We start from the raw sequence: 23,871 nt of genomic DNA on the forward strand, positions 1-23,871 counted from the left end.
TTCTTATTTTATCATGTTTAGAAGAACTTATCAGCGTTAAGCTCTAGCCACCTTGCTCCTATCCTTTCCATAAAGTGTAACGCGAAATTTACTTAAAATTAAAAGAACTTGATCAAAAACTATATGAAGTTCTCAATCAAGTTCTAGTATTAAGTTATTATTCTATATATCCCATTAATAAATCTGCGTAAGGAGAGCCTTGTGGAATAATAATTGTTGTTTCTCCGTCGATTGTTTTCTTGTAAGATTCTAACGTACGATATAACTGATAGAACTCAGCATCTTGGGAAAAAGCTTCATTGTAAAGTTTTGCTGCTTCCAATTCACCTTCTGCTCGAATTTCTTCCGCCTCTGCATTCGCCTTAGAAAGCATTTCGGTTACATCTTTATCCGCATTTGCCATAATCCTATTCTTTTCAGCTTCACCTTGTGATAAATATTGCTGTGCTTGAGATTCACGCTCGGAAATCATACGATTAAAAACGGATTGTTCGTTCTCTTGTGGTAAATCCGTTCGTTTAATTCTTACATCATCCACCTGAATTCCGTAATTATTGTTACTCAACAGCTCATTCACTCGCTCAGTAATCCTCGTATTTAAATCACCACGTGTACTTTCTTCATCATTAATAATCTGATCATAATTCAACGCACCTAATTCGGTGCGGATAACAGAGAAAATAAACTCTCCCATCCGTGTCTCGGCATTGATTTCCGTACGTGCGTTTTTAATCATCGCTTCAGGGTCTGTAATTTCCCATACAGCATAGTTATCAATGATCATTCGTTTTTTATCAAGCGTGTTAATTTCTCTTTCCGTTACATCGTAAACTAATTTCTTTTTAGGTAATGTTGTTACTGACTGTAATAAAGGAATACGGAAGTTCAATCCAGGTTCATCTACAGTACGTACAACTTCCCCGAACTGACGAACAACTTTATATTCTCCTTCTTTCACAACATACATACTACTGAATAAAATCAATAGTACTACAAGTGTAATGAGGAGAGAGACGCCTATCTTCACATATCGTCTTATTTCTTTTGGAGAAAGCTTTTTTGGTTGATACGTATTATTGTTGTTCGTTTCCATTAGTCTCTTCCTCCTCTTGTTCAGTATTGTCATCCGCATTGTCTGTTACTGGACCTGGTGCTGCTCCTTGCTGTTTGCCCAACGGTAAATACTTTAATGTATTTCCATCATCGTTCATTATATAAATCTCTGCACCTGGTAACACTTGATCTAATGTTTCTAGGACAAGACGTTGCTTCGTTACCTCTGGATCATTTTCATAAGCAGCATAAAGAGCATTAAACGCTGCTACATTTCCACGAGCATTTTCTACTCTTGCAATCTTATCTCCTTCTGCACGAGAAATAATTGCATCCTTTTCTCCGAGCGCCTCTTCGTACTTCTCATTACGATATTTCTCTGCTTCGTTTTCTTTCGTATTCATGGTTTCACGAGCATCTGTAACTTTCATAAACGCTTGTCGTACTTCCTCATTTGGAAGATCAACCTCTTGTAATTTAACATCTTGAATCGCAATTCCAACATTATAATCATCCATTATTTTTACAAGTAATTCGAGCACATCATTCTCTATTCTTGCTTTTCCATCGGTTAGTGCCTCATCAATATTAGATGAGCCTATAATACTTCGCAATGCTGCAGATGTCCCGTTGTATAGGACTTGTTCTGGGTCTTCCGCATAAAATAAATATCTTGCTGGATCTACAATCTTCCACTGTACAACCAAATCCGCCTGCAGAATATTCTCGTCTCCGGTAATCATTCGAACTACATCTGCACTTTGTTGTTCTTCTGGATCATAACCAAAGTTTAAACTAAATGTTTCCGTGGATACCTTTTCAACAGATTGAATCGGCCAAGGTAGCTTGAAATGTAAACCTGATTCAGTTGTACTCTCCTCTGCCTTTCCGAAAGTGATTAACACTGCTTGTTCCGATTCATCTACGGTATACCAGCCGGTAAGTAAAAATAAACCAAGAAAGATAACAATAACAATTATCCCTATCGTCTGGTAAATTTGTTTTAATGTCATTCTCTTTCCCCCTTTGTATGTACTCTTCTATTATATACGAACAACTAGTGTAAAAGTTTCATCTCACTCATTTTTACGCAAAATAATGAAAAAGTAAGCTATCTGGAAGTTTGTTTTTATTCTTTATTCTCTTATCAGCAGACAAAAAGACGGTACTATTAGTAGAACGTACTAATAATATCGTCTAAACGTTTATCTATCATGGAGTATCGGTAATTGTATAATGAATTCTGTTCCTTTGTTTACCTCACTAAACACACGAATATCTCCTTCATGTGACTCAACAATATGCTTCACAATAGCTAAGCCAAGTCCCGTACCCCCAGTGTTTCTACTACGAGCACGGTCTACTCGGTAGAAGCGTTCAAATATCCGCGATTGTTCTTCTTGAGGGATACCGATACCTGTATCTTCAATTTTCCATTCCAGATACGTTTCCTTTTTATGAATCAAAATTCTTACTTCGCCATCTTCTGGTGTGTAATTAGTAGCATTGATGGCTAGATTAAGAAGTACTTGTTGCAAACGGTCTGGATCCCCGTAATAGGAAAGATTCGGTTGTATCTCAGTGTACAGATGAATCTTTTTCTTTTCAGCTTGGTCTTTAATCACCTTTAATGGTGTTTCTATCCATTCATCTATATGAAAATGTTCATAATTTAATTGTATGCCTTCCCTTTCTAATTTTGTTAATTCGAGTAAATCATCAATCAATGCCTGCAGTCGCTTACTCTCATTAAATATGATTGTTAAAAATTGATTGTTTATCTCCTTATTATTAGGAACTTCTTCTAATAATGTTTCCGCAAATCCCCTGATGGAGGTAATCGGTGTTTTTAATTCATGGGATACATTTGCTACAAAGTCTTTTCTCATCTTTTCGACACGTTTTAATTCTGTAATATCATGAAAAACGAGGACAACACCTTCTAGTTCCTGTTTTTCACTCATTACTGGTGCACTAGTTACTTCGTAATAATGAGGATAACTATGGGAGGTGTGTGTGAATTGACCAGTAACCTTTTCTTCATACAGAAAGGTTTCTTGAACAACCCGCTGAACTCCAGGATCTTCAATAATCTCATAATAGAGATAACCTAGCAGTTTATTCGTATCTCTTGAAAAAATATCTTTAATTTTACGATTTACTAAATGGACATAACCACGTTCATCAATTAACATGATTCCACTTTCCATGTTATTGATTACTGTTTCCCATTGTATCCCTTGTATCTTCTCATGGATAACAATTTCTTGGAGGTCGCGTGCAAGTTGGTTAATCGCATTGCTTAAATCGTGTGCTTCACCATACGATTTCACGTAGGTCCTTACCTTATAGTTACCTTTAGCTAGTTCATTCGTTGCGATTGCTGCAGCCTTAATCGGCTTTACATAATTCTCAAAGATATTATATGTAAGGATAAGTACAATGAAATAAGCGATAACAACTGCTGTCATAATAAGAATACGTTCTTCTAAAGTTAGTAATGGAGCAATAACCGCTCCTAAGAACAGGAATACAATCGTTATTAACACAATGTATCTCGTAAACAAGCGCGTATCCCGTTTTCCATCCATTAGGAAGGTTCCTCCATTTTGTAGCCTAGTCCACGAATAGTTTTAATATAAATAGGCCGTTTTGTATCTGGTTCAATTTTCTCTCTAAGATGACTAACATGGACGTCCACAATCCGTGTATCTCCGGCAAAATCATAATTCCATACAGCACTTAATAACTGATCTCTTGAAAGTACTTTCCCTTTATGTTGTGCTAAATAATGAAGCAGTTCAAATTCCTTTCGAGTAAAATGAAGCGTTTCTTCTCCTAATGTAGCCTCATATTTTTGTGGAAAAATAGTTATGTCGCCTACCGTTATGGAGGTTGAGATCTCTGAATCTTCACGTTTCCTACTTCTACGAAGAATAGCTTTCACTCGTGCTACAACTTCTTTTGGACTAAATGGTTTTGTTAAGTAATCATCCGCACCTAGCTCCAACCCCAAGATTTTGTCAATTTCTTCATCTTTAGCTGTTAACATGAGAATAGGTGTTTCAATTTTTTCTATTCTTAGAGCTTTACAAACTTCCGTACCGTCCATACCCGGTAGCATAAGATCTAGGATGATGAAATCATAACCTCCTGTTTTTGCTTTGTTTAAGCCTTCTACTCCGTCATAAGCTGCTTCTGTTTCAAAACCGGATTTTTCCAAGTTATACTTAAGTAAAGTTACAATCGATTGTTCATCATCAACTATTAAAACCTTATCCGCCATTGTAGCACCTCTCTATTTTTATGCTTACCTTAATCATACATTGTGTTCCTTGGAAAGTGAATAGGTATTCCATACGAAAAGCAGCTATCAATGTAAAATTTCATTTACAATTCTAATAAATTTTTATAAATGCTCACTTACAACTCAAAATTCATATTGTTTATTGTTTTTTTGTCCTTTAAACGGATCAAACTCTTCGAACATTGTTAATTGGTCCGTCATGTAATCTTATTTTAGCTGATTCCTAATATATTCTTGTATTTTCTTCCTATTTCTACCCACCGTATCTACGTAGAAACCACGGCATCAAAACTTGCGATTTCCGTATTTATATTTGAGATTCGCGTGACGATCAATTACACTAGTAAGCTATGACATAACTAAATCTTACAATATTAAAGGCGAACAATTATAAAAAGCATACAAACTGAACTGATTCTAACGAATCATTTGGTTTTTAGTATGATTAAATAATTCTGTCTCAGCCTCTTTCAAAAACATATAAAAAAGCTGCCAACGAGTTCACGAACAACTTGTTGACAGCTTATTTGATGGATAAATAATTATCCCATATTTTTAATTAATTCATCAGCAAATCCAGAACATTTAACTTCTTTCGCACCGTCCATTAGACGTGCAAAGTCATATGTTACAACTTTAGATGAAATAGTTTTCTCCATAGAGTCTGTGATTAGTTTGGCAGCTTCAGTCCAACCTAGGTGTTCAAGCATAAGTACACCAGATAGGATAACGGAAGATGGGTTTACTTTATCTAATCCAGCATATTTAGGAGCTGTACCATGAGTTGCTTCGAAAATAGCGTGTCCAGTGTCATAGTTAATGTTTGCACCTGGAGCGATTCCGATTCCACCAACTTGTGCAGCTAGTGCGTCAGAAATATAGTCTCCGTTTAAGTTCATTGTAGCTACAACGCTATGCTCTTTTGGACGTGTAAGGATTTGTTGTAAGAAAATATCAGCGATAGAATCTTTTACAATAATCTTACCTGCTGCTTCTGCGTCTGCTTGTGCTTTGTTTGCAGCATCTTTTCCATCTTTCTCAACAATGCGGTCATATTCCGCCCATGTAAATACTTTATCTCCAAACTCTTCTTCTGCTACTTCATAGCCCCACTGTTTAAATGCACCCTCAGTAAACTTCATAATGTTACCTTTATGTACTAAAGTAACATTTTTATAGCCATGATCAATTGCATACTGAATCGAAGAACGTACTAGACGTTTCGTTCCTTCAGCTGATACAGGCTTGATTCCGATTCCAGAAGTTTCAGGGAAACGGATTTTATCAACGCCCATTTCGTCCTGTAGGAATTGTACGACTTTCTTAACTTCATCTGAACCTTCCTGCCATTCGATCCCTGCGTAAATATCTTCTGTATTTTCACGGAAGATAGCCATGTCTACATGCTCAGGATGTTTAACTGGTGATGGTACACCATCAAAATAGCGAACTGGACGTAAGCAAGTATATAGATCTAATTCTTGACGAAGCGCAACGTTCAATGAACGGAATCCTCCACCGATTGGCGTTGTTAAAGGACCTTTGATTGCAATTTTATAGTCACGGATTACATCAAGTGTTTCTTGTGGAAGCCATTCGCCAGTTTGATTAAACGCCTTTTCCCCAGCAAGTACTTCTTTCCACTCGATTTCTTTTTCACCGTTATAAGCTTTTTCTACTGCAGCATCAAGTACTCGGCTTGCTGCTGCCCAAATATCTGGACCTGTTCCATCTCCTTCAATAAAAGGGATAATTGGTTTATTTGGTGTTTGAACGACACCATTCTCTACTGTAATTTTTTCACCCATTATTACGATTCCTCCTACGCATAAAGTAATATATATCACTTTCTATTGAAAATGATTAACGATTGTTTATATCTACATATTCTTGTTTCTGTGGACCTACGTATTCTGCACGCGGACGTATGAGACGATTATTATCGTACTGCTCAAGAATATGTGCTATCCAGCCGGAGAAACGGCTAATTGCAAAAATTGGTGTATACAAATCATGACTAATGCCAAGACTATGGTACACAGAAGCGGAGTAAAAATCAACATTTGCAGGAAGGCCTTTTTCATTTTTGATAAAGTCTTCAATCTGCACAGACATTTCATACCATTTTTCCATGCCTTTTAACGCTGTTAACTCCTTCGACATTTTCTTTAAATGTTTTGCACGAGGATCACCTGTTTTATAAACACGATGTCCCATCCCCATTATCTTCTCTTTATTATCTAATTTCTCTTTAACATAAGGAAGTGCCTTGTCTACTTCGCCAATTTCCATCAGCATTGCCATTACTTGCTCGTTTGCTCCTCCATGGAGTGGCCCTTTTAATGCGCCAATAGCTGCAGTAATACCAGAATATACATCAGACAATGTAGCTACACAGACTCTTGCTGTGAATGTAGATGCGTTTAACTCATGGTCCGCATGAAGTACTAATGACTTATTAATCGCCTCTATTTCAAGGTCCTCTGGTTCTTTTCCATTTAACATATATAAAAAGTTTGCAGCATAGCCTAAGCCTTCCTTAGGTTGAATTACTTCCTTGCCATCCCTAATTCTTGAGAAAGCAGCAACCACGGAAGATACTCTCGCTTGTAAACGAAGCGCTTTTCTCCGGTTTGCTTCTACACTCATATCATCCGCTTCTGGATCTACCAATCCAAGGAATGATACAGCTGTTCGTAATGCTGCCATTGGATGTACACTATGTATATCATAAGATTTAAAATGCTCAATGATTTCATTTGGCAAAGCCATATGTTCAAATAAATCCTGTTTTAATTCCTGTAACTCTTGCTTATTCGGCAAGCGTTTCTTCCATAATAAGAAAATCACTTCTTCAAATGAAGCGTTCTCTGCCAGATCGTCGATTGTGTAGCCAACATATGTGAGTTGATCATCGATAATAGAACTGATAGTTGATTCTGCTGCTACTACCCCTTCTAGTCCTTTCGTTGCTGACATGAAAATCCCTCTCCTTTTCTTATTGATCATACTTATCCTCAAAAGCAACTCTATATAAATGCTTTTGAACATCCCCACGTTTTATTATAAACAAACTAAAATATTTAGTAAATGAAAACGATTAAAATTATCATGTTTCTCTGAACAAACACATAGAATGAAGCAAACCGAAGATGCAAAAACGAAGCTCTTATTTGTTTAACGTATATTAAGTAGATGAGAAAAACGACAGTACTTTTAATAATAGATAGGCTATACCCGCTCCAATAAGTGGACCAACAGCAACTCCTTTAAAAACTACAATCGCGATAATTGTACCAATAACAAGCGCAGTAGTAATCTCGGGTTCATTCGCTAAAAGTCCCAACCCATATTTAGCAATAACAGCGACGAATATACCTGACAAAAGTGCAACCCACGCACGTGGTGTTTGGACAGTTTTCAATAAATCATCCATGCCCACTTCGCCTGTTGCAATTGGGACAAGGACTGCAATAGTTATTACAATAACACCCCATCCTATCCCTTTATCATGAATATAATGTAACCATTTCTCATCTACTTTTAATAATTTCAATCCGAATAAAACGTACACAGCTATCATGATTGCTTGATTTTTCGCTATATACCCTAAAATAAATAATATAATTAATAGAATTGTTGAACTACTAATCATCATGATGCCTCCATACTTTCTCTCACTCAATAAAACTCGTTTATTTTCATACATTTTAGCTTAGAATGGGGGAATTCCCATGTCCTTTCATCCAGTACTAAAAAGAAGTATCAATCTTTTACTAATTTTACTTTTCGTCACAACCATCCTATACTTGGGCTTTTCCTATATCTTTCCTTTTCTTCTAGCTGTTCTTATAGCAATTTGCCTTAGACCTATTATAGTAACTGTTACAAGCCTGTTTCGAATCCCCTATGTTTTGAGCTGTTTGCTCGTTATCTTTTTCTTTATTTTCTTTGTTTTCTTTTTGCTAGGATATCTACTATTCGAAATGTTTCATGGAATTATTTATTTTGCAGATTGGCTACCCACTCATTCTAAAGCATTCATAATTATGATCAGTGATAGTATCAATCAGTTCATAATTCCTTCAATCGAAAAGGCTGGAAGTTGGATAAATACATTATCACCAGATCAGCAGGTTATGATACAAGAACAATTAGAAGATATAGGAAAAAGTATTGCCGAATATATTGGTGTTTGGATTGAAGTATTCTTAAGATCTCTAGGTACACTAATAATCGGTTTTCCCGGTCATTTGACGATGCTATTCTTTGCTACATTATGTACCTTTTTTCTCTGTAAAGATTGGGATCGTTTTATTTACTGGATAAAAAAATACGTCCCTCAATCGCTAGTTATTATTGTCCAATCTTTGACTAAAGAACTAAAAAGGAAGCTGTTCCAGTACTCTGGAGCACAAATTATACTATTAACGATCAATTTTCTCGTTATTTTTATTGCATTAAGTTTGTTTCAAATTCCCTTTGCTTTAACCATTAGTGTATTTATTACAGTGATTGATTTACTACCAATATTGGGGACTGGAATCGTCCTTATACCTTGGGGCATCTATCTTTGGGTAAATGACAGTATAACTCTTTCCATTGGAATGTTCGTTCTCTATATATTAGTAGTTTTACAAAGACAGCTGTTAGAACCTAAGTTGGTTTCCAATGCTCTTGGCATCCATCCTTTAGCATTTATAATTGCAATTTATTTCGGTATAAAAACGCTAGGGGTGACTGGTTTATGGATTGGTCCCTTTATTCTATTTATTCTAACCGCTGCGAAGGAAGCTAAAATTTTTCAACTGATTTGGAATTATATTCGCTATAATCAGTTACCAATTAAAAACGACGAAAAGTAATGTACGTACCTTTTTTTGTCCACTTTCTAGCTAATGCTTGGAAACTTGCTTTAAATGGTCGTCGAGTAATAGGGATTAAAAGAAGTAACCCTACTGTATCTGTAATAAATCCCGGAGAGAGGAGTAATAATCCACCGATTAGAACGCAGATTCCATCAAATATTTGCTCTTCAGGAAATATTCCTTGTCCCATGGATTGTTGCGCTCGGCGAAAAGTATCTAATCCTTGTTGCCTCGCCAACCATGCACCGACAATCCCTGTGAAAATAATTAAAAGCACTACCCACCACGGACCAATTTCTCCACCTACCCATACGAACAGTCCGATTTCTAGAGCAGGTAATATAACAATTAATACTATTAGCCACCGTAGCATACTTTCACCCCATTCACTTCAAGCTATCTATTAAGAATTGTATAAATAAACGAAATATTCACCTGTATTAAATGAAATAGAGAAGAAGGTTTCCCCCTCTTCTCTATACTATCTATTAAAGAACATTTGCATGGCCAGAATAAATATCGCCTTTTAATGCATCGATTGTTATATCTTGTCCATCTTTAATTACTTCCATTGCATTTTCTACCCCAACAATTACTGGAATTCCTATACTTAGACCAACAACTGCAGAGTGAGATGTTAAGCCGCCTTCTACTGTAATAATACCTGCGGCTTTTTCGATGGCAGGAATCATTTCTTTAGAAGTACTATATGTGACGATAATATCGTCCTCTCGTACTTTTAATAATGCTTCATCTGCATCCTTAACAATTACTGCACGTCCATAGGCATTTACTTTCCCTACACCTTGACCTTTAGCTAAAACATCACCAATAACATGAACCTTCAATAGGTTTGTCGTTCCACTCTCACCAACTGGCACACCAGCAGTAATAATGACTCGATCACCACGTTTGAAGTATCCAGTTTCTAATCCACGCTCAATTGCTTCATCTAACACATCGTCTGTTGTAAAGTGTAATTGACCAACAATTGTTTCTACACCCCAAACAAGGGCAAGACTTCTACTAACGCGCTCATCAAATGTCATTGCTACAATAGGTGCTTCTGGACGATATTTCGAAATCATACGTGCAGTAAAACCACTTACTGTTGGCGTTAAAATAGCATCGACACCTAAATTCATTGCAGTATGATTCACAGATTGACTAATTGCATCCGTAATCGTCATGTCAGAAGCTTTTGAACGAGCATCTAACATAGCTTTATGATTAATAGAAATTTCTGCTTTCTGCGCAATGTTGCTCATCGTTTGGACTGCCTCTACTGGATAATCCCCTGCTGCAGTTTCACCTGATAGCATAATTGCATCCGTACCATCTAAAATAGCATTTGCCACGTCAGATGCCTCAGCTCTAGTAGGGCGAGGGTTACGTTGCATGGAGTCTAGCATTTGTGTAGCAGTAATTACTGGTTTTCCAGCATTGTTACATTTTACAATTAGTTCTTTTTGAACAATAGGTACATCCTCTGGAGGAATTTCAACACCTAAGTCACCACGTGCTACCATTAACCCATCACTAACCTGTAATATAGCATCGATGTTGTCGACACCTTCTTGGTTTTCAATCTTCGGAATGATTTGGATATGTGTCGCATTATTCTCTTCTAATAACCCTCTAATTTCTAATACATCTGAAGCACGACGTACAAAGGATGCTGCAATAAAATCTACGCCTTCTCTAATACCAAATTTGATATCCTCTGCATCTTTCTCTGTCATACCAGGAAGGTTAACACTTACGTTTGGTACGTTAACACCTTTTTTATTCTTTAAAATTCCTGAATTAAGTGCAACTGTTTTTAGCTCATTGGAATCTTTTAAAACTTCCGTAACTTCTAATTCAATTAGACCATCGTCTAACAAGATTTTCGATCCTACCTCTACATCGTTAATTAAGTTAGGATAGGTTACAGAGATTCTTTCAGCTGAACCTTCTATATCAGCATCCATTGATACGAATACAGTGTTTCCTTTTACAATTTCCGCCACTCCATCTTTTAAGATTCCAGTACGGATTTCTGGCCCCTTCGTATCAAGCAAAATAGCTACTGTTTTACCTAGTTTTTTAGATGCTTTTCTAATGTTTTTAATTCTGTTCCCATGCTCTTCAAAATCTCCATGAGAGAAATTCAATCTTGCAACATTCATTCCTGCCTCAATTAGTGCTTCCAGTTTATCAATGGACTCTGAAGCCGGTCCAATTGTACATACTATTTTTGTCCTTCTCATCCTATATCCTCCTCAAGCCATTGCTCTCCTTAAATAGATAGCTGGTTAGAAAGCTCGTACATTTTCATATTAATATGATGCTTTTTATTTAGTATTTCGTTAATGTCATGGTGTACCACAACATTATTTTGGATCCCTACCATTCTACCTCCGATACCTTCCATCAAGAGGTCTACTGCACGGGCACCAAGTCGACTCGCAAGCACACGATCAAAGCCAGACGGTGAACCGCCTCGCTGAATATGTCCTAATACAGTCACTCTTGTTTCCATGTTTGTCTCATCTTTAATACGCTGTCCATATTCTACCCCACTACCAACACCTTCTGCTAGCAGAATAATACTATGCTTCTTACCACGCTCTTGCCCGCGTTTTAACTTAGCAATAACATTTTCAAAATCTTCATTTCTTTCAGGGATGATGACACTTTCTGCACCGTTTGCTAAACCTGCCCATAGTGCTAAGTCGCCTGCATCTCTTCCCATTACTTCTATTACATATGTACGTTCATGTGAAGTTGCAGTATCACGAATTTTGTCCACCGCATCAACAATTGTATTTAGCGCTGTATCAAATCCGATTGTAAAGTCTGTACCAGAAATATCATTATCAATCGTCCCAGGTACACCAATACAAGGAAAACCTTTTTCTGTTAACTTTTGCGCTCCTCTAAAAGTCCCATCTCCACCAATTACAATAAGACCTTCTAAGCCTATTTTCTTCATTTGTTCGATGGCACGCATTTGACCTTCATCAGTCCTAAAATCATCTGAGCGTGCAGAATATAAAATAGTTCCTCCACGTTGGATAATATCACCAACGGAACCTAACTCCATTTTCTGAATATTGCCTTCCATCAGACCATCGTAACCATAATAAATTCCGTAAATATCCAGATCATGATACAAAGCCTTACGTACGACAGCTCGCACCGCAGCATTCATTCCTGGAGCGTCTCCTCCACTTGTGAGAACACCAATTTTCTTCATATGATTCACCTCTTTTTGTGAAAGAATAGATTGTCCTTTCTTTCATAATCCCCAATTACTCTCTACTTTAAACAATAAGATTACCACATTTCATTATACATTAATATGAGGATAAAGACACCTGAAAACCATCCTATTCCTTGAATTAAACAATTCGTATATTTTTATTTCCTATTTATAGCATCTATCATTCTAAGTATTTTACATTTGTGTTGTAAAGAAGTTTCGAATCCATGAAAAAAGCTATCCAGTCAATAGACCAAGATAGCTTTTTGTGTTACACCTCTGTAGGTATTTTAATCTCCCCGATGGTTTTGTATCTCTCCCAACGACGTTCAATCAGTTCTTCACCTGACATATCCCTCAAGTCAGCAAGAGATTCTTGAATAACTTTTTCTATATTGGCAGCTTGTACACCTGGACTTCTATGGGCACCACCCAGCGGCTCCTCGATTATTTCATCGATTACACCTAAACTCTTTAAATCTGGTGTCGTAATCTTGAGTGATTCCGCTGCTTTTTCCGCTTTCGCAGAATCTTTCCATAATAGTGCTGCGGCTCCTTCTGGTGAAATAACAGAATAAGTAGAGTTCTCTAACATGTGGATATGATCTCCAATCCCTAAAGCTAGAGCTCCCCCACTTCCTCCTTCTCCAATTACGATACAAATAATCGGGACTTTCAATCCTGCCATTTCAACCAAGTTTCTCGCGATTGCTTCACTTTGACCCCGTTCCTCTGCTGCTTTTCCAGGATAAGCACCTTTTGTGTCAATGAACGTAATGATCGGACGATTGAATTTCTCTGCTTGTTTCATATGACGAAGTGCTTTTCGATACCCCTCAGGATGAGGCATACCAAAATTTCGGTGGATATTGTCTTTCGTGTTTTTTCCTCTTTGTTGTCCAATCACGGTTACTGGCAAGCCATGAAACCTTGCAATACCAGCAACTACAGCCTCGTCCTCACCAAAAAGTCGGTCGCCATGGAATTCGATAAAATCAGTAAATATTTCGTCAATGTAATCAAGAGTTGTTGGTCGTTCTGGATGTCTTGCAATTTGGACACGTTCCCAAGGTTTCAAATTGCCATAAATATGTTGTTCTAATTTTTCTAGGCGTGCTTCCATCTTATTAATTTCTTCCGTTAAGTCGATATCACTATCTTGTGTTAATTTCTTTAGTTCCTCAACTTTATCTCTCAATTCAACAATTGGCTTTTCAAATTCCAGTACTTGTTTCAAAATCCGCACCTCCTGTCTGATGAATCGATAAGATAGTTCCAAGCGTATCTCTCATTTCACATCTCGGAATAACTTTGTCTAATTGTCCGTGTTTCATTTGAAATTCTGCTGTTTGAAAATCATCCGGAAGTTTCTCACGAATCGTCTGCTCAATAATTCTTCTACCGGCAAAGCCAATCAATGCTCCTGGCTCGGCAAAATTGTAATCACCAATAGACGCAAAGCTTGCAGAAACGCCACCTGTAGTAGGATTGGTCATAACGGATATAAATAGTCCATTCTCGCTATGAAGACGTTGAATAGCTATGGACGTTTTTGCCATTTGCATTAAGCTAAGAATTCCTTCCTGCATTCTGGCTCCTCCAGATGCAGCAAAAACAATAACAGGAATTTTCTCCATTCTGGCATTTTCAATTGCTCTTGTAATCTTTTCTCCTACTACAGAACCCATGCTTCCCATTCGGAAACGAGCATCCATTACAGCGACAGCTGTTCTCACACCATGAATCGTACCTACACCGGTTACTACAGCCTCATTTAACCCTGTTTTCACACGATCTTTTTGTAATTTGTCTTCATATTGAGGAAAATCTAATGGATTCTCTGATAAAAGCTCTTTATCCCATTCTTCAAAAGTTCCCTCATCAAATAAACTGTCTATGCGCTCGTAAGCAGTAATCATATGATGATGACCACAATCTGGGCAAACGTTTAAGTTCTTTTGCATTTCTTTCTGATAATATATTTTTTGACAACCCTGACATTTTTGCATTAACCCTTCTGGTACATCCTTTTTTCCTGCTTCGCTAGGTATCGAAGCGTATCTCTTCTTTTTGCCAAATAAATCCTTCAACAAGGAAAATTCCTCCTTTAGCTCACTAAAACAATATATTCGAAAGTCACGATTGTTATACATTAGATTATGGCTCGATTAAGTTGATAAACAAGCTAATGGACTTACTTCATTCAAGAGCATTTATGATCAAAAATTATTCTAACTGCATAATGACTCGTTCATATGGATAGTTGTACTTCACATCTGTTTTTAAGCCTTCTTCAAAATCTTGCATTAATCGCCATATATGAAAAATCAATTGGTTATCAGCATAGTTAAAAATTCTCTCAAAAAACAAATGATGCTTCTCACGATCAGATTGATTGCTATTAATTATTCGTTTTAGCTCATCTAGTTCACTAGGTACAATTTTAACCTTTGCCTTCTCAATAGCGAAGTTTTCTAATAACTCTATCGCTTCTGTTAAATTTTCGACAGTCTGCGTGTCTTGTAATACGAAAGTTGCGAGTAATTGCATCACCTGAAAACTTTTATAGTCACGTAAATATGTACCTTCACCTCTACGGGTTACGATCATCCCTAAAAGTTCGATAGCTCGCAGCGCTTCTCTAACTGACGACCTGGAGGCATTAAGCTGGGTAGCTAGTGTTCTTTCTGACGGAAGCTTGTCTCCTGGCATGATGCCTTCTTCTTTTATTAATCTATGAATTTCATCAAGTACCTCTTGATAAACTTTTACTTGTTGCACCATCCCGTACCCCCTAACTAGAAAAGCGTAGGCGCCTTGTTCATCCCCGACAAGCTTAAAATCTCGAGGGGATTGGTGTTAAAGCTGGGCAACTTTCTTGTCTTTTTAAAAAGGCACCACACTGGTCAGACCAGTTCTCGTTTAACTATTACATTATACCAAATCATTAGTTGATGTAAAGTATCGATATGTTCTTCTCTCCTTCGATTATTTTCTTCATTCTCTGACAAAGCCAAATAAATATATGTTCATTTATATTTGATTAAATAGAAAAAAGCCGCTTCAGATATCGAAACGACTCCATTCATCCTTTACTCTTCTTGTTTTATCGCAACATTTTGTTCTCCAAATTGCCGCTTCAATTCATCTATTACATACCATGAATTTGTAAGCTTATAAGAATCTGCAAGTTTGTAAAGCTTTTTGTTTGATTCATCATAAAAATAAATCGGTGAATTTCCAGGGTGCTTTATGACGAGTTGCTGGAGAATCTTTGTGACTTTGTCTTTTATTTCTTCCCTACCCCTTATATATATACTAGATGTTTCAACGGAAGCTTCTCCTAAGTTATAAGGTTCGATAGTTCGTACGATTACTTGCAACTTATCATTTCGCTCTTCCAATCTTCCTTCTATATATACAAAGATATCTTCCTTTAACCAATGATTCACTTGACGGAATAGTTGAGGAAATAGGACCCCGTCTATCTCTCCACTCTCATCATTGAACTCAGCAAAAGACATTGTTTCACCTTTTTTTGTACGTATGACTCGAAGTGATTGAACAGCTACCGTTAATTTAACGTTTTTCTTCCTCTTTTGATTCGTGATGGTATCGTAACCAATCCTTTTAAGTTGTGGTCGTACTTCTTGTAATGGATGATCGGACAAGAAAAAACCAACTGTTTCTTTCTCCATCATCAATTGACGAACAATCGGAAATGGCGCAATTTCCGTATAGGCCGTGTTTAAATCAAGGTCGTCTTGAAAAAAATCAAGCTGATCTGCAAATTCTTTAAATAACTCTCCTTGTTCCATCGCTTCATCTAATGTAGCGAGTAATGTGGCACGATTGTCATGTGTTTCATCAAAAGCGCCGGACAGTATAAGCGTTTCAATCATCGAACGATTTAATTTTGATGTTGGTGTACGCAAGCAAAAATCAAACAAACTTTTAAACGGTTGTTTTTTCCTAATTTGGATTAGTTCATGGATGGCTTGAAATCCAATACCTTTTAATAAACCTAGCCCAACTCGAATTGCCTTACCCTCTATTTTAAATTTACCTATACTTTTATTTATCGAAGGAGGTAGGATTGTAATTCCATGATTCTTCGCTTCTCGAATGTACATCTGAATTTTATCTATATTCCCTATATTCATACTTAAGATTTCCGTATAAAAAACCAAAGGATAGTTTGCCTTAATATATGCTAGTTGATAGGAAATCACACTATAGGCAACTGCGTGACTTCGGTTAAATCCATAATTAGAAAAACGATAAATCCATTGAAATATTTCCTCTGCAACATTTTTGGTATAACCGTTCCGCTCACAGCCTTTTACAAACTTATCTCGCATACTTCCCAACGTTTTGCTTTCCTTCTTGCTGACAGCTCTTCTTAAAATATCGGCTTCTCCATACGTAAAGCCGGCCATCTTATGAACAATTTGCATAATTTGTTCTTGATATACTAAAACGCCATTTGTTTTTTCAAGAATCGGCTTTAAATCACTATGAAGATATGTGATTGGTTGTTGACGATGTTTTCTCTCTATATATTGCGGAATAAATTCCATTGGACCTGGACGATATAATGCGTTAACTGCTACAATATCTTCAAACTCTGTCGGCTTAAGTTCACGTAAAACATTTTGCATTCCTTGAGATTCCAATTGAAAGATACCGTTCGTTCCGCCCTGTTGTAGTAAGGCGAACGTTTTCTCATCAGTAAAATCGTTCCTACTCAAAGAAATAGGAGTACCATAATGATACTCAATTTGATTTTGCATTCGTTCTAATAATGTTAGATTTCGAAGTCCTAGAAAATCCATCTTTAATAAGCCTATTGCTTCTAAATCCCCCATATGGAATTGGGTTAATAGCGTCCCATGGCTAGATGGTAATGTTGGTGTATATTCAACGAGTGGTCGATCGCTAATAATCACTCCGGCTGCGTGTGTGGATATATGCCTTGGCAATCCTTCCAACCGATGAGCGATTTTGAATAACAATTGTAACTGTTTCGATTGTTTAATATAATCAACTAATTCTTGCGACCTTTTAACTAATTCTGGAATAGTTCCATTTGCATCCCTTGGCAACGTTTTTAAAATATATGCCGCATCTTCTTCTTTAATTTCCATCACTTTGAATAACTCACGTAGTAAAGATCTAGCAGCAAAAGTCCCAAAAGTAATAATCTGCGCCACATGCTCTGTTCCATATTTTTCTGTAACATACTTAATAACTTGGTCTCTCTTCTCATCCGAAAAATCAATATCAATATCTGGCATCGAAACACGTTCTGGATTTAAAAATCGCTCGAATAGTAAATCATACTTTATTGGGTCAACCGTCGTTATATCTAATAAATAAGATATTAGAGAACCTGCTGCAGAACCCCTTCCTGGTCCGACCATAATATTCGCTTCTTTTGCATATTTAACGAAATCCCAAACAATAAGGAAATAATCACTAAATTTCATCGATTGAATAACTTCTAGCTCGTAGTCTAAGCGTTGCACTACTTCATTCGGTTCTTCCGGATACTTTTTCTTTAGTTCTTCTCGACAAATTTTTTCTAGATAACTATCAGCCGTTTCAGACAACGGAACCGAGTACTTTGGCAATAGTTGCTGGTTTAAAGGAATGTTCACTTGGCAAGATTCTGCAATCTGAATCGTATTTTCAATAATGCTAGGATATGCTCCCCATGCCTGATTCATTTCCTCCATCGTTAGTAATTTGGATCCTTCTACTGTCTGAGTATGCTTATCTATAACCGTGTCATTCGCTATCGCTCTAAGCGATTGTAATGGTAGCTTGTCTTGTTCTTCTAGATAACGAACATCTGAAGTATAGACAGCTTTCACTCTCTTTTCTTCACAAAACTGAATAAGCTGTTGCTTGTCCTCGTTCCACGTCGGTAACCCAATGATTACGGAAGGGTTAGTCTCCATCAGTTTGTGAATAAGATGAGAGGAATCATTTACGGCCATTCCCCATTGCTGTATTGGTAAAATTGTATATATATTCTCTTCGGCTTCTAACCATTGCTTCCAATCTAATGTTTGTTGCTGTTGAAACGTGGAACTGAACGCAAGTAGGTGTTGATAGCCTTTGTTGTTCTTTGCTAAACCAATCGCAAAGAAAGACTCATCATCCAGTGTAAGCTGTATCGTAATGCCGATAATAGGATGTATATTATGTGCGATACATTCTTTATAAAAGGAAATAGCGCCGTGAAGAACACTATTATCTGTTAGAGCTAAGTGTTGATAGCCTAATTCTTTTGCATGTTTTACAAGTGGCTTAATTTGAATGGTGCTCTGGAGCAAACTATAGCCTGAAGTAACTTGTAATTCTGTTAACCCCATATGTGTCCCCACCCTCTAAATGATAGCGATATGTATCTAACTCTTATCGCTACGTTATCTTTCATGATTTAAAATATATTCATTAATCGTTTATTCTTATTAGTATTTTTTCTCCTATCTTCTATTATAGCAAATTAGAAAAAGAGGATTAATCTCTATGTTTAAAATACCGTTTTAATCATGCAAGCGTGATATAAAACATATATATAGTACTAGCCTATTGGATCGGAGGAATCCGGCTTTGGAGGAGCGATTTATTTCAACGTTAGTTCAATGTTATTTTATTGCCTTTGGTGTAATGATAGGTGGCTCATTAATTGGTAGTATAGGTGCTTTCGCTGTAGGTGAAGCGCCATTTACACAAATTTCTCGTATTGCAAAAAGCTTACGAATTTGGGCAATTGTTGCTGCTATTGGTGGTACATTTGATGCGATTTATAGTTTTGAGCGTGGTTTTTTTGAAGGTTCTACGATCGATATCGTAAAACAAATCATCTTTATCATCACAGCTATGGGCGGTGCACAAACTGCTCTCCTCATCATTGAATGGCTAATTCAGGAGGAAATTCAATAATGCATATCCCCCCTTATTTTAAGCGGCCAGCATGGCAACGTTTCTTTGCAGGTTCTGTTGTTGGTGCAATATGTGCCTATTTTGTCTTTTTATTTATATTCGGTGAACTGCAACAAGAGTGGATAGAAGAAAATCTTAGTCTTCGTACATCACTACAAGAACTAAACCAAAGCTACGAAACACTATTAAAAAATCACGAGGCATTAGATAAAGAATCAAAAGAAGAAATGACATTACAAGAGGTAGAAATAGAATTTACTAATTTAAAGGAGTTAAAATTAGAGAACGATCGGATTATGGTTCAATTACTAAAAGACTCCATTTCAGAAGAAACAAGTCACTTGTTAGGTAAACCTGTAAATGAAGTAAATACTGCTCTAGATTTGTTAGTCTCTAGTATCGAGAACAAGACGTTAGAAGTAGATGATTTTAAATATAGAGGTACAGTCAAGAAATTAGTAGTAGCGAATAATCTTCATTTATCGATAGAACTAGAAACTGCTAGTTAACAATTTTAAAGAGCCAGGACAATACATTCAAAAGCAGCGGGAACCGAACGATTTATTTGAAATCGGAGCGGTTCCTACTATTATAATTATTAAATCCTATAGGGTATTTTATTAGCCATAATATTCGTCAGAGGCATTTTCTAATTCTGTAAGGACCTCTTCCATTTGGTCCCAGTTATATATTTTTGCTCCTGCAGCAAGTGGATGACCTCCACCTTCAAATTTCGCTGCTACTGTATTAATAACTGGCCCTTTTGAACGAAGGCGCACTCTAATACAATCATCTTCTTCTACAAAGATTCCCCATACATTAATACCTTCTATATCTCCAAGCACACCTACTACAGCACTTGTTTCATTTGGCTGCAAATGGAATTCCTCTAGTAATGCTTTTGTAATTTTTACGTGGCTGACACCTTTTCTAGAGATGTGAACATTTTGAAGTATATAACCTCTTAGTCGAGCAATATCTATCGTCGTTTTATACATCTCCTGATACATTTCTGTCCGATCAAACGAATACTTCACTAATTCGGCAGCATATTCAAATGTTCGATTAGTAGTGCTTGGAAATAGGAATCTCCCTGTATCTCCTACTATTCCACAGTAAATTAATTTTGCTGCACGATTATTCATAACTAATTGTTCTTTATTGTCCTCGTAAAATTGATAAATCATCTCACTTGTTGAACTTGCATCTGTGTCCACCCATTGAATATCACCATAAGCATCAACGACCGGATGGTGGTCAATTTTTATCAATTCTTTTCCTTTTACATACCGAGTATCAGATATACGTTCCTGATTAGCTGTATCACAAACAATCACTAACGCATCTTCAAAAATCGTGTCAGGGATTGTATCCATTTTCGCCAAGAAATGAAGGTACTCCTCTTCTTCTCCAACTACAGCTACCTTCTTTTCAGGAAAGCTCTCTTTAATAATTTCTGCTAAAGCGTTCTGTGATCCATAAGCATCAGGATCGGGACGCACATGACGGTGAATAATAATTTGGTTGTATTCTTTTATTTTGTCTAGTATTTGTTGAGTAATCATTCATTTGCTCCTTCAGTTTTTCATTTCATACTATGCATATTCCGTTTAAATCTTAAAATAAACAATAGCTATTCTAATTAATATTTTGTGCCTTCTTTTCTACTCTATAACAAAATAATTGTCTTGCATACTCATTGTATTTAAATTTCTGGTATTTGAATCCTATTAAAGCTAAAATAATATAGTAGGGAAATGGAAAGGGGTTTTGAATTGATAGGCTTAATCATTATTTTCTCCATAGCGTTCTTTATGTTTATTTATTATAAAGTTAGAATACCGAAGGAACCTGAGCCAGTAAAAAAAGAAATTATGAATGCAAAAGCAAGGATCGCATTAGGTTTATTTATCGCTGGATATGGAGTGAATCAATACATATTCTATATGACCAAACTTTCGTTATACATTGGTATCGTCTTTGTCATCGTAGGAATTGTACAAATAGTAGCAGGCTTCAATCGTTTTCGTCATTATAAGGGTGAGTGGAAAAAGATATCGGAGAGAACCTCTAATACGTAATTCTCTCCAAGAATTTTCTTCGGCACAGAGGGAGAGTAATCCTCTGTGCTTTTTTGTTAAGATTATCGATCGATTAGTTGCGCCATTAACAATGATTTACCGACGATTTTTCTTCCATCAACTGCTTCTATATCAATTTTCGCTGATTTCCTACCAATATCAATAATACGTGGACGGAATTCTACAATCGTATCTAATTGTATCGGCTTCAAAAAATATACGGTAATATTTTCAACAACAAGATCACCTTTTTTTAACTTTCGAAGCATCCGTCTTGCTGCTTCTATTGCAAACGACACAAACACACCATAGGATAATGTACCCAATTGATTCGTCATTTGTGGCGTTATTTTTGCACTATATTTAGGGTGTGATACATCGGAATTCACTTCTTCAAAATAAGTCGATACAATATCATCAATCGTCTCTCCAACTTGTGGTTGTTTTTGGATATGTTGTAATGCCTTTAAAACATCTTGACGTGATATCAAACCTTCTAATTCATGGTGATTGTTCACAACAGGCATGATTTCGATCCCTTCCCACACCATCATATGGGCTGCATAGGCGAGAGATGTTTCCTTTAAAACGGTTAATGGATTTTTTGTCATAACGCGCTCAATAAGTAACTCTCGATCCTTTCCAATAACATCCTTAGAGGTAACCACACCAACCACTTTCTTTTCTGTATCCACAATTGGATAACGAGCATGCGTCGTTTCCTCTTCCATTTCATACCATTTTGATACTTTATCCTTCATATGAAGATAGTAAGTCTTCTCAAGTTTCGTATATATATCTCCTACTAAAACGATTTCTTTCTTAATTAATTGGTCGTATATTGCTCGATTTATCATAGCAGCTACAGTAAAAGTATCATAGCTTGTTGAAATAATAGGCAATTCCTTCATATCTGCTAAACGTTTTACTTCCTCACTTGTATCAAATCCACCCGTTATAAGTACCGCCGCACCTTCTTGTATTGCTAATTGGTGTGCCTCTGTTCGATTTCCGACAATTAACAACGAATCTTTCTCTGTATAACGCATCATTGCATCAAGCTTCATCGCACCTATAACAAATTTATTTAACGTCTTATATAAGCCTTCGCGACCACCAAGTACTTGGCCATCCACTATCCCTACTATTTCTGCAAATGTAAGGTTTTCAAAGTTTTCTTTCTTTTTCCGTTCTATTCGAATCGTTCCTACCCGTTCAATCGTACTTACTAATCCACTATTCTCTGCTTCCTTTATCGCACGGTAAGCAGTTCCTTCGCTTACATGTAATTGTTTTGCAATTTGCCTAACGGAAATCTTGCTACCTACTTTTAAGGAATCAATATAGTCTAATATTTGTTCATGTTTCGTAGCCAATCGTCGCTCACCGTTCTTTCACTGTACTAATAATTTTAATCTTACTTTTATTATACAGTTCTCTGAAAAAAGATTCAATTCCCTGCAAAAATTAAATAAAATCAAGGATTAGATTTTATTTAATGTATCACTGTTTTAGCTTAATTATTCATACTGTACCACTAGATAAGTAGTATTATCATCCGTAAAGTGATTTTATACATTGGATACTGCAACTTTTATTTAATTCATCATAACAAAAAAACCTAGACAACATATATCTAGGTTTTAAATATTCAATGTTTCTCCTGGCTTAAGAGCAACACCTTGACCAGTCTTTATTTTTTTAGCAAACGCCTCTCCATCTTGTTCAATAAGTGGAAACGTATTGTAATGAACAGGTACAACTTTCTTGGCGTTTACCCATTCAGCCGCTATTAAAGCATCTTCAGGTCCCATAGTGAAATTGTCTCCTATCGGTAAAAATGCCACATCCACTTCATGAAACTCACCAATTAACTTCATATCAGAGAATAAAGCCGTATCCCCCGCATGATAGATTGTCTTCCCTTCTGCCATAAACAAGATACCTGCTGGCATACCACCGTAAACTTTAGTACCATCCTCATCTTCAAACATGGATCCGTGAAATGCTGGTGTAAGTTTTACTTTACCAAAATCAAATGTATAGCTACCGCCAATGTGCATCGGATGGGTGTTTAATCCTTTTGAACCTAAATAAACAGCCAATTCATTTGGAGCTACTACTAAACAGTTTGTTCTCTTGGCTATTGAAACCGTATCTCCAACATGATCGTTATGTCCATGAGTGAGTAAAATAACGTCTGGATTTTCCTCACCAGCTTTTAAGTCGCTTAATCCATTTCCCGTAATAAATGGATCAATTAAAATAGTATGCCGTTTCGTTTTAATTTTTACACATGATTGGCCATGAAACGATACCTGCAAATCCTAACACTCCTTATCCATTTTATGATTTGAATTG

Annotated in this window: 21 protein-coding genes and 1 pseudogene; 4 read left to right on the forward strand and 18 right to left on the reverse strand. The window is 36.6% G+C overall.

Annotated elements, in window-relative coordinates:
- Positions 1-157: 157 nt before the first annotated feature.
- The 8 genes and pseudogenes from hflC to GGQ92_RS13425 form a co-directional block, all read right to left on the reverse strand.
- Positions 158-1,093 carry a protease modulator HflC gene (gene hflC / locus GGQ92_RS13390; RefSeq protein ID WP_184249918.1) on the reverse strand — a complete coding sequence of 312 codons (936 nt, stop codon included), beginning with the start codon at positions 1,091-1,093 and terminating at the stop codon, positions 158-160.
- A complete protein-coding gene (gene hflK / locus GGQ92_RS13395; protein WP_184249921.1) occupies positions 1,074-2,066 on the reverse strand; it encodes an FtsH protease activity modulator HflK in 993 nt (330 codons plus the stop codon). Before hflK ends, hflC begins: the two co-directional genes overlap by 20 nt.
- Before the next feature lie 192 nt (positions 2,067-2,258).
- Complete coding sequence (gene pnpS / locus GGQ92_RS13400; RefSeq protein ID WP_184249924.1) at positions 2,259-3,644, reverse strand: two-component system histidine kinase PnpS; 1,386 nt, start codon at positions 3,642-3,644, stop codon at positions 2,259-2,261.
- On the reverse strand, positions 3,644-4,339 hold the full coding sequence (locus GGQ92_RS13405) for a response regulator transcription factor (RefSeq protein WP_184249928.1): 696 nt from the start codon (positions 4,337-4,339) through the stop codon (positions 3,644-3,646). The genes pnpS and GGQ92_RS13405 overlap by 1 nt, the downstream gene beginning before the upstream one ends.
- Before the next feature lie 144 nt (positions 4,340-4,483).
- A pseudogene (locus GGQ92_RS13410) lies at positions 4,484-4,699 on the reverse strand (IS200/IS605 family transposase); the annotation flags it as partial.
- Positions 4,700-4,902: 203 nt separating this feature from the next.
- On the reverse strand, positions 4,903-6,168 hold the full coding sequence (gene icd, locus GGQ92_RS13415) for an NADP-dependent isocitrate dehydrogenase (protein WP_184249931.1): 1,266 nt from the start codon (positions 6,166-6,168) through the stop codon (positions 4,903-4,905).
- Between the two features lie 55 nt (positions 6,169-6,223).
- Complete coding sequence (gene citZ, locus GGQ92_RS13420; protein ID WP_184249934.1) at positions 6,224-7,339, reverse strand: citrate synthase; 1,116 nt, start codon at positions 7,337-7,339, stop codon at positions 6,224-6,226.
- Positions 7,340-7,547: 208 nt separating this feature from the next.
- Positions 7,548-8,015 carry a DUF441 domain-containing protein gene (locus GGQ92_RS13425; protein ID WP_184249937.1) on the reverse strand — a complete coding sequence of 156 codons (468 nt, stop codon included), beginning with the start codon at positions 8,013-8,015 and terminating at the stop codon, positions 7,548-7,550.
- 79 nt (positions 8,016-8,094) lie between these two features.
- Here GGQ92_RS13425 and ytvI point away from each other — a divergent pair, with 79 nt between their 5' ends.
- Positions 8,095-9,225: a sporulation integral membrane protein YtvI gene (gene ytvI / locus GGQ92_RS13430; RefSeq protein ID WP_184249940.1), complete on the forward strand. Its 1,131-nt coding sequence runs from the start codon at positions 8,095-8,097 to the stop codon at positions 9,223-9,225.
- On the opposite strand, the gene GGQ92_RS13435 is transcribed toward ytvI, so the two are convergent.
- From GGQ92_RS13435 to GGQ92_RS13465, 7 genes are all read right to left on the reverse strand, one after another.
- Positions 9,206-9,601, reverse strand: a complete 396-nt coding sequence (locus GGQ92_RS13435) for an FxsA family protein (protein ID WP_184249943.1) — start codon at positions 9,599-9,601, stop codon at positions 9,206-9,208. The genes ytvI and GGQ92_RS13435 overlap by 20 nt on opposite strands.
- Positions 9,602-9,716: 115 nt before the next feature.
- Positions 9,717-11,480, reverse strand: a complete 1,764-nt coding sequence (gene pyk, locus GGQ92_RS13440; RefSeq protein WP_184249946.1) for a pyruvate kinase — start codon at positions 11,478-11,480, stop codon at positions 9,717-9,719.
- A 29-nt stretch (positions 11,481-11,509) separates the two neighbouring features.
- The gene (gene pfkA / locus GGQ92_RS13445) at positions 11,510-12,469 is read right to left on the reverse strand and encodes a 6-phosphofructokinase (RefSeq protein ID WP_184249948.1); all 960 of its coding nucleotides are present in this window, start codon (positions 12,467-12,469) and stop codon (positions 11,510-11,512) included.
- A gap of 277 nt (positions 12,470-12,746) precedes the next feature.
- Complete coding sequence (gene accA / locus GGQ92_RS13450; protein ID WP_184249951.1) at positions 12,747-13,712, reverse strand: acetyl-CoA carboxylase carboxyl transferase subunit alpha; 966 nt, start codon at positions 13,710-13,712, stop codon at positions 12,747-12,749.
- Positions 13,690-14,568 (reverse strand): acetyl-CoA carboxylase, carboxyltransferase subunit beta, encoded by an 879-nt coding sequence (gene accD / locus GGQ92_RS13455; protein ID WP_184249955.1) that lies wholly within the window; start codon positions 14,566-14,568, stop codon positions 13,690-13,692. The genes accA and accD overlap by 23 nt, the downstream gene beginning before the upstream one ends.
- 133 nt (positions 14,569-14,701) lie before the next feature.
- Positions 14,702-15,259, reverse strand: a complete 558-nt coding sequence (locus tag GGQ92_RS13460; RefSeq protein WP_184249957.1) for a FadR/GntR family transcriptional regulator — start codon at positions 15,257-15,259, stop codon at positions 14,702-14,704.
- A gap of 308 nt (positions 15,260-15,567) precedes the next feature.
- A complete protein-coding gene (locus GGQ92_RS13465; protein WP_184249962.1) occupies positions 15,568-18,855 on the reverse strand; it encodes a DNA polymerase III subunit alpha in 3,288 nt (1,095 codons plus the stop codon).
- A 241-nt stretch (positions 18,856-19,096) separates the two neighbouring features.
- Here GGQ92_RS13465 and ytrH point away from each other — a divergent pair, with 241 nt between their 5' ends.
- Positions 19,097-19,429 carry a sporulation membrane protein YtrH gene (ytrH, locus tag GGQ92_RS13470; protein ID WP_184249965.1) on the forward strand — a complete coding sequence of 111 codons (333 nt, stop codon included), beginning with the start codon at positions 19,097-19,099 and terminating at the stop codon, positions 19,427-19,429.
- A complete protein-coding gene (gene ytrI, locus GGQ92_RS13475; protein ID WP_184249968.1) occupies positions 19,429-19,938 on the forward strand; it encodes a sporulation membrane protein YtrI in 510 nt (169 codons plus the stop codon). Before ytrH ends, ytrI begins: the two co-directional genes overlap by 1 nt.
- Positions 19,939-20,049: 111 nt before the next feature.
- On the opposite strand, the gene GGQ92_RS13480 is transcribed toward ytrI, so the two are convergent.
- Positions 20,050-20,994, reverse strand: a complete 945-nt coding sequence (locus tag GGQ92_RS13480; protein WP_184249971.1) for a DHH family phosphoesterase — start codon at positions 20,992-20,994, stop codon at positions 20,050-20,052.
- Between the two features lie 210 nt (positions 20,995-21,204).
- On the opposite strand from GGQ92_RS13480, the gene GGQ92_RS13485 reads away from it, so the two are divergent.
- A complete protein-coding gene (locus tag GGQ92_RS13485) occupies positions 21,205-21,510 on the forward strand; it encodes a YtpI family protein (protein ID WP_184249974.1) in 306 nt (101 codons plus the stop codon).
- Between the two features lie 62 nt (positions 21,511-21,572).
- On the opposite strand, the gene GGQ92_RS13490 is transcribed toward GGQ92_RS13485, so the two are convergent.
- Together GGQ92_RS13490 and GGQ92_RS13495 are read right to left on the reverse strand one after the other, a co-directional pair.
- Entirely contained in the window at positions 21,573-22,886 is a 1,314-nt protein-coding gene (locus GGQ92_RS13490; protein ID WP_184249977.1) for a DRTGG domain-containing protein, read from the reverse strand.
- A 267-nt stretch (positions 22,887-23,153) separates the two neighbouring features.
- Entirely contained in the window at positions 23,154-23,834 is a 681-nt protein-coding gene (locus GGQ92_RS13495; protein WP_184249980.1) for a metal-dependent hydrolase, read from the reverse strand.
- Positions 23,835-23,871 lie beyond the last annotated feature (37 nt).

The sequence above is a fragment of the Gracilibacillus halotolerans genome, from assembly GCF_014206945.1.
Lineage (GTDB): Bacteria > Bacillota > Bacilli > Bacillales > Amphibacillaceae > Gracilibacillus > Gracilibacillus halotolerans.

Excerpts from the sequence above, each read along its gene's own strand:
- hflC (WP_184249918.1), bottom strand. The coding sequence starts at position 1,093 with ATGGAAACGAACAACAATAATACGTATCAACCAAAAAAGCTTTCTCCA.
- hflK (WP_184249921.1), bottom strand. The coding sequence starts at position 2,066 with ATGACATTAAAACAAATTTACCAGACGATAGGGATAATTGTTATTGTT.
- pnpS (WP_184249924.1), bottom strand. The coding sequence starts at position 3,644 with ATGGATGGAAAACGGGATACGCGCTTGTTTACGAGATACATTGTGTTA.
- GGQ92_RS13405 (WP_184249928.1), bottom strand. The coding sequence starts at position 4,339 with ATGGCGGATAAGGTTTTAATAGTTGATGATGAACAATCGATTGTAACT.
- icd (WP_184249931.1), bottom strand. The coding sequence starts at position 6,168 with ATGGGTGAAAAAATTACAGTAGAGAATGGTGTCGTTCAAACACCAAAT.
- citZ (WP_184249934.1), bottom strand. The coding sequence starts at position 7,339 with ATGTCAGCAACGAAAGGACTAGAAGGGGTAGTAGCAGCAGAATCAACT.
- GGQ92_RS13425 (WP_184249937.1), bottom strand. The coding sequence starts at position 8,015 with ATGATTAGTAGTTCAACAATTCTATTAATTATATTATTTATTTTAGGG.
- ytvI (WP_184249940.1), top strand. The coding sequence starts at position 8,095 with ATGTCCTTTCATCCAGTACTAAAAAGAAGTATCAATCTTTTACTAATT.
- GGQ92_RS13435 (WP_184249943.1), bottom strand. The coding sequence starts at position 9,601 with ATGCTACGGTGGCTAATAGTATTAATTGTTATATTACCTGCTCTAGAA.
- pyk (WP_184249946.1), bottom strand. The coding sequence starts at position 11,480 with ATGAGAAGGACAAAAATAGTATGTACAATTGGACCGGCTTCAGAGTCC.
- pfkA (WP_184249948.1), bottom strand. The coding sequence starts at position 12,469 with ATGAAGAAAATTGGTGTTCTCACAAGTGGAGGAGACGCTCCAGGAATG.
- GGQ92_RS13460 (WP_184249957.1), bottom strand. The coding sequence starts at position 15,259 with ATGGTGCAACAAGTAAAAGTTTATCAAGAGGTACTTGATGAAATTCAT.
- GGQ92_RS13465 (WP_184249962.1), bottom strand. The coding sequence starts at position 18,855 with ATGGGGTTAACAGAATTACAAGTTACTTCAGGCTATAGTTTGCTCCAG.
- ytrI (WP_184249968.1), top strand. The coding sequence starts at position 19,429 with ATGCATATCCCCCCTTATTTTAAGCGGCCAGCATGGCAACGTTTCTTT.
- GGQ92_RS13480 (WP_184249971.1), bottom strand. The coding sequence starts at position 20,994 with ATGATTACTCAACAAATACTAGACAAAATAAAAGAATACAACCAAATT.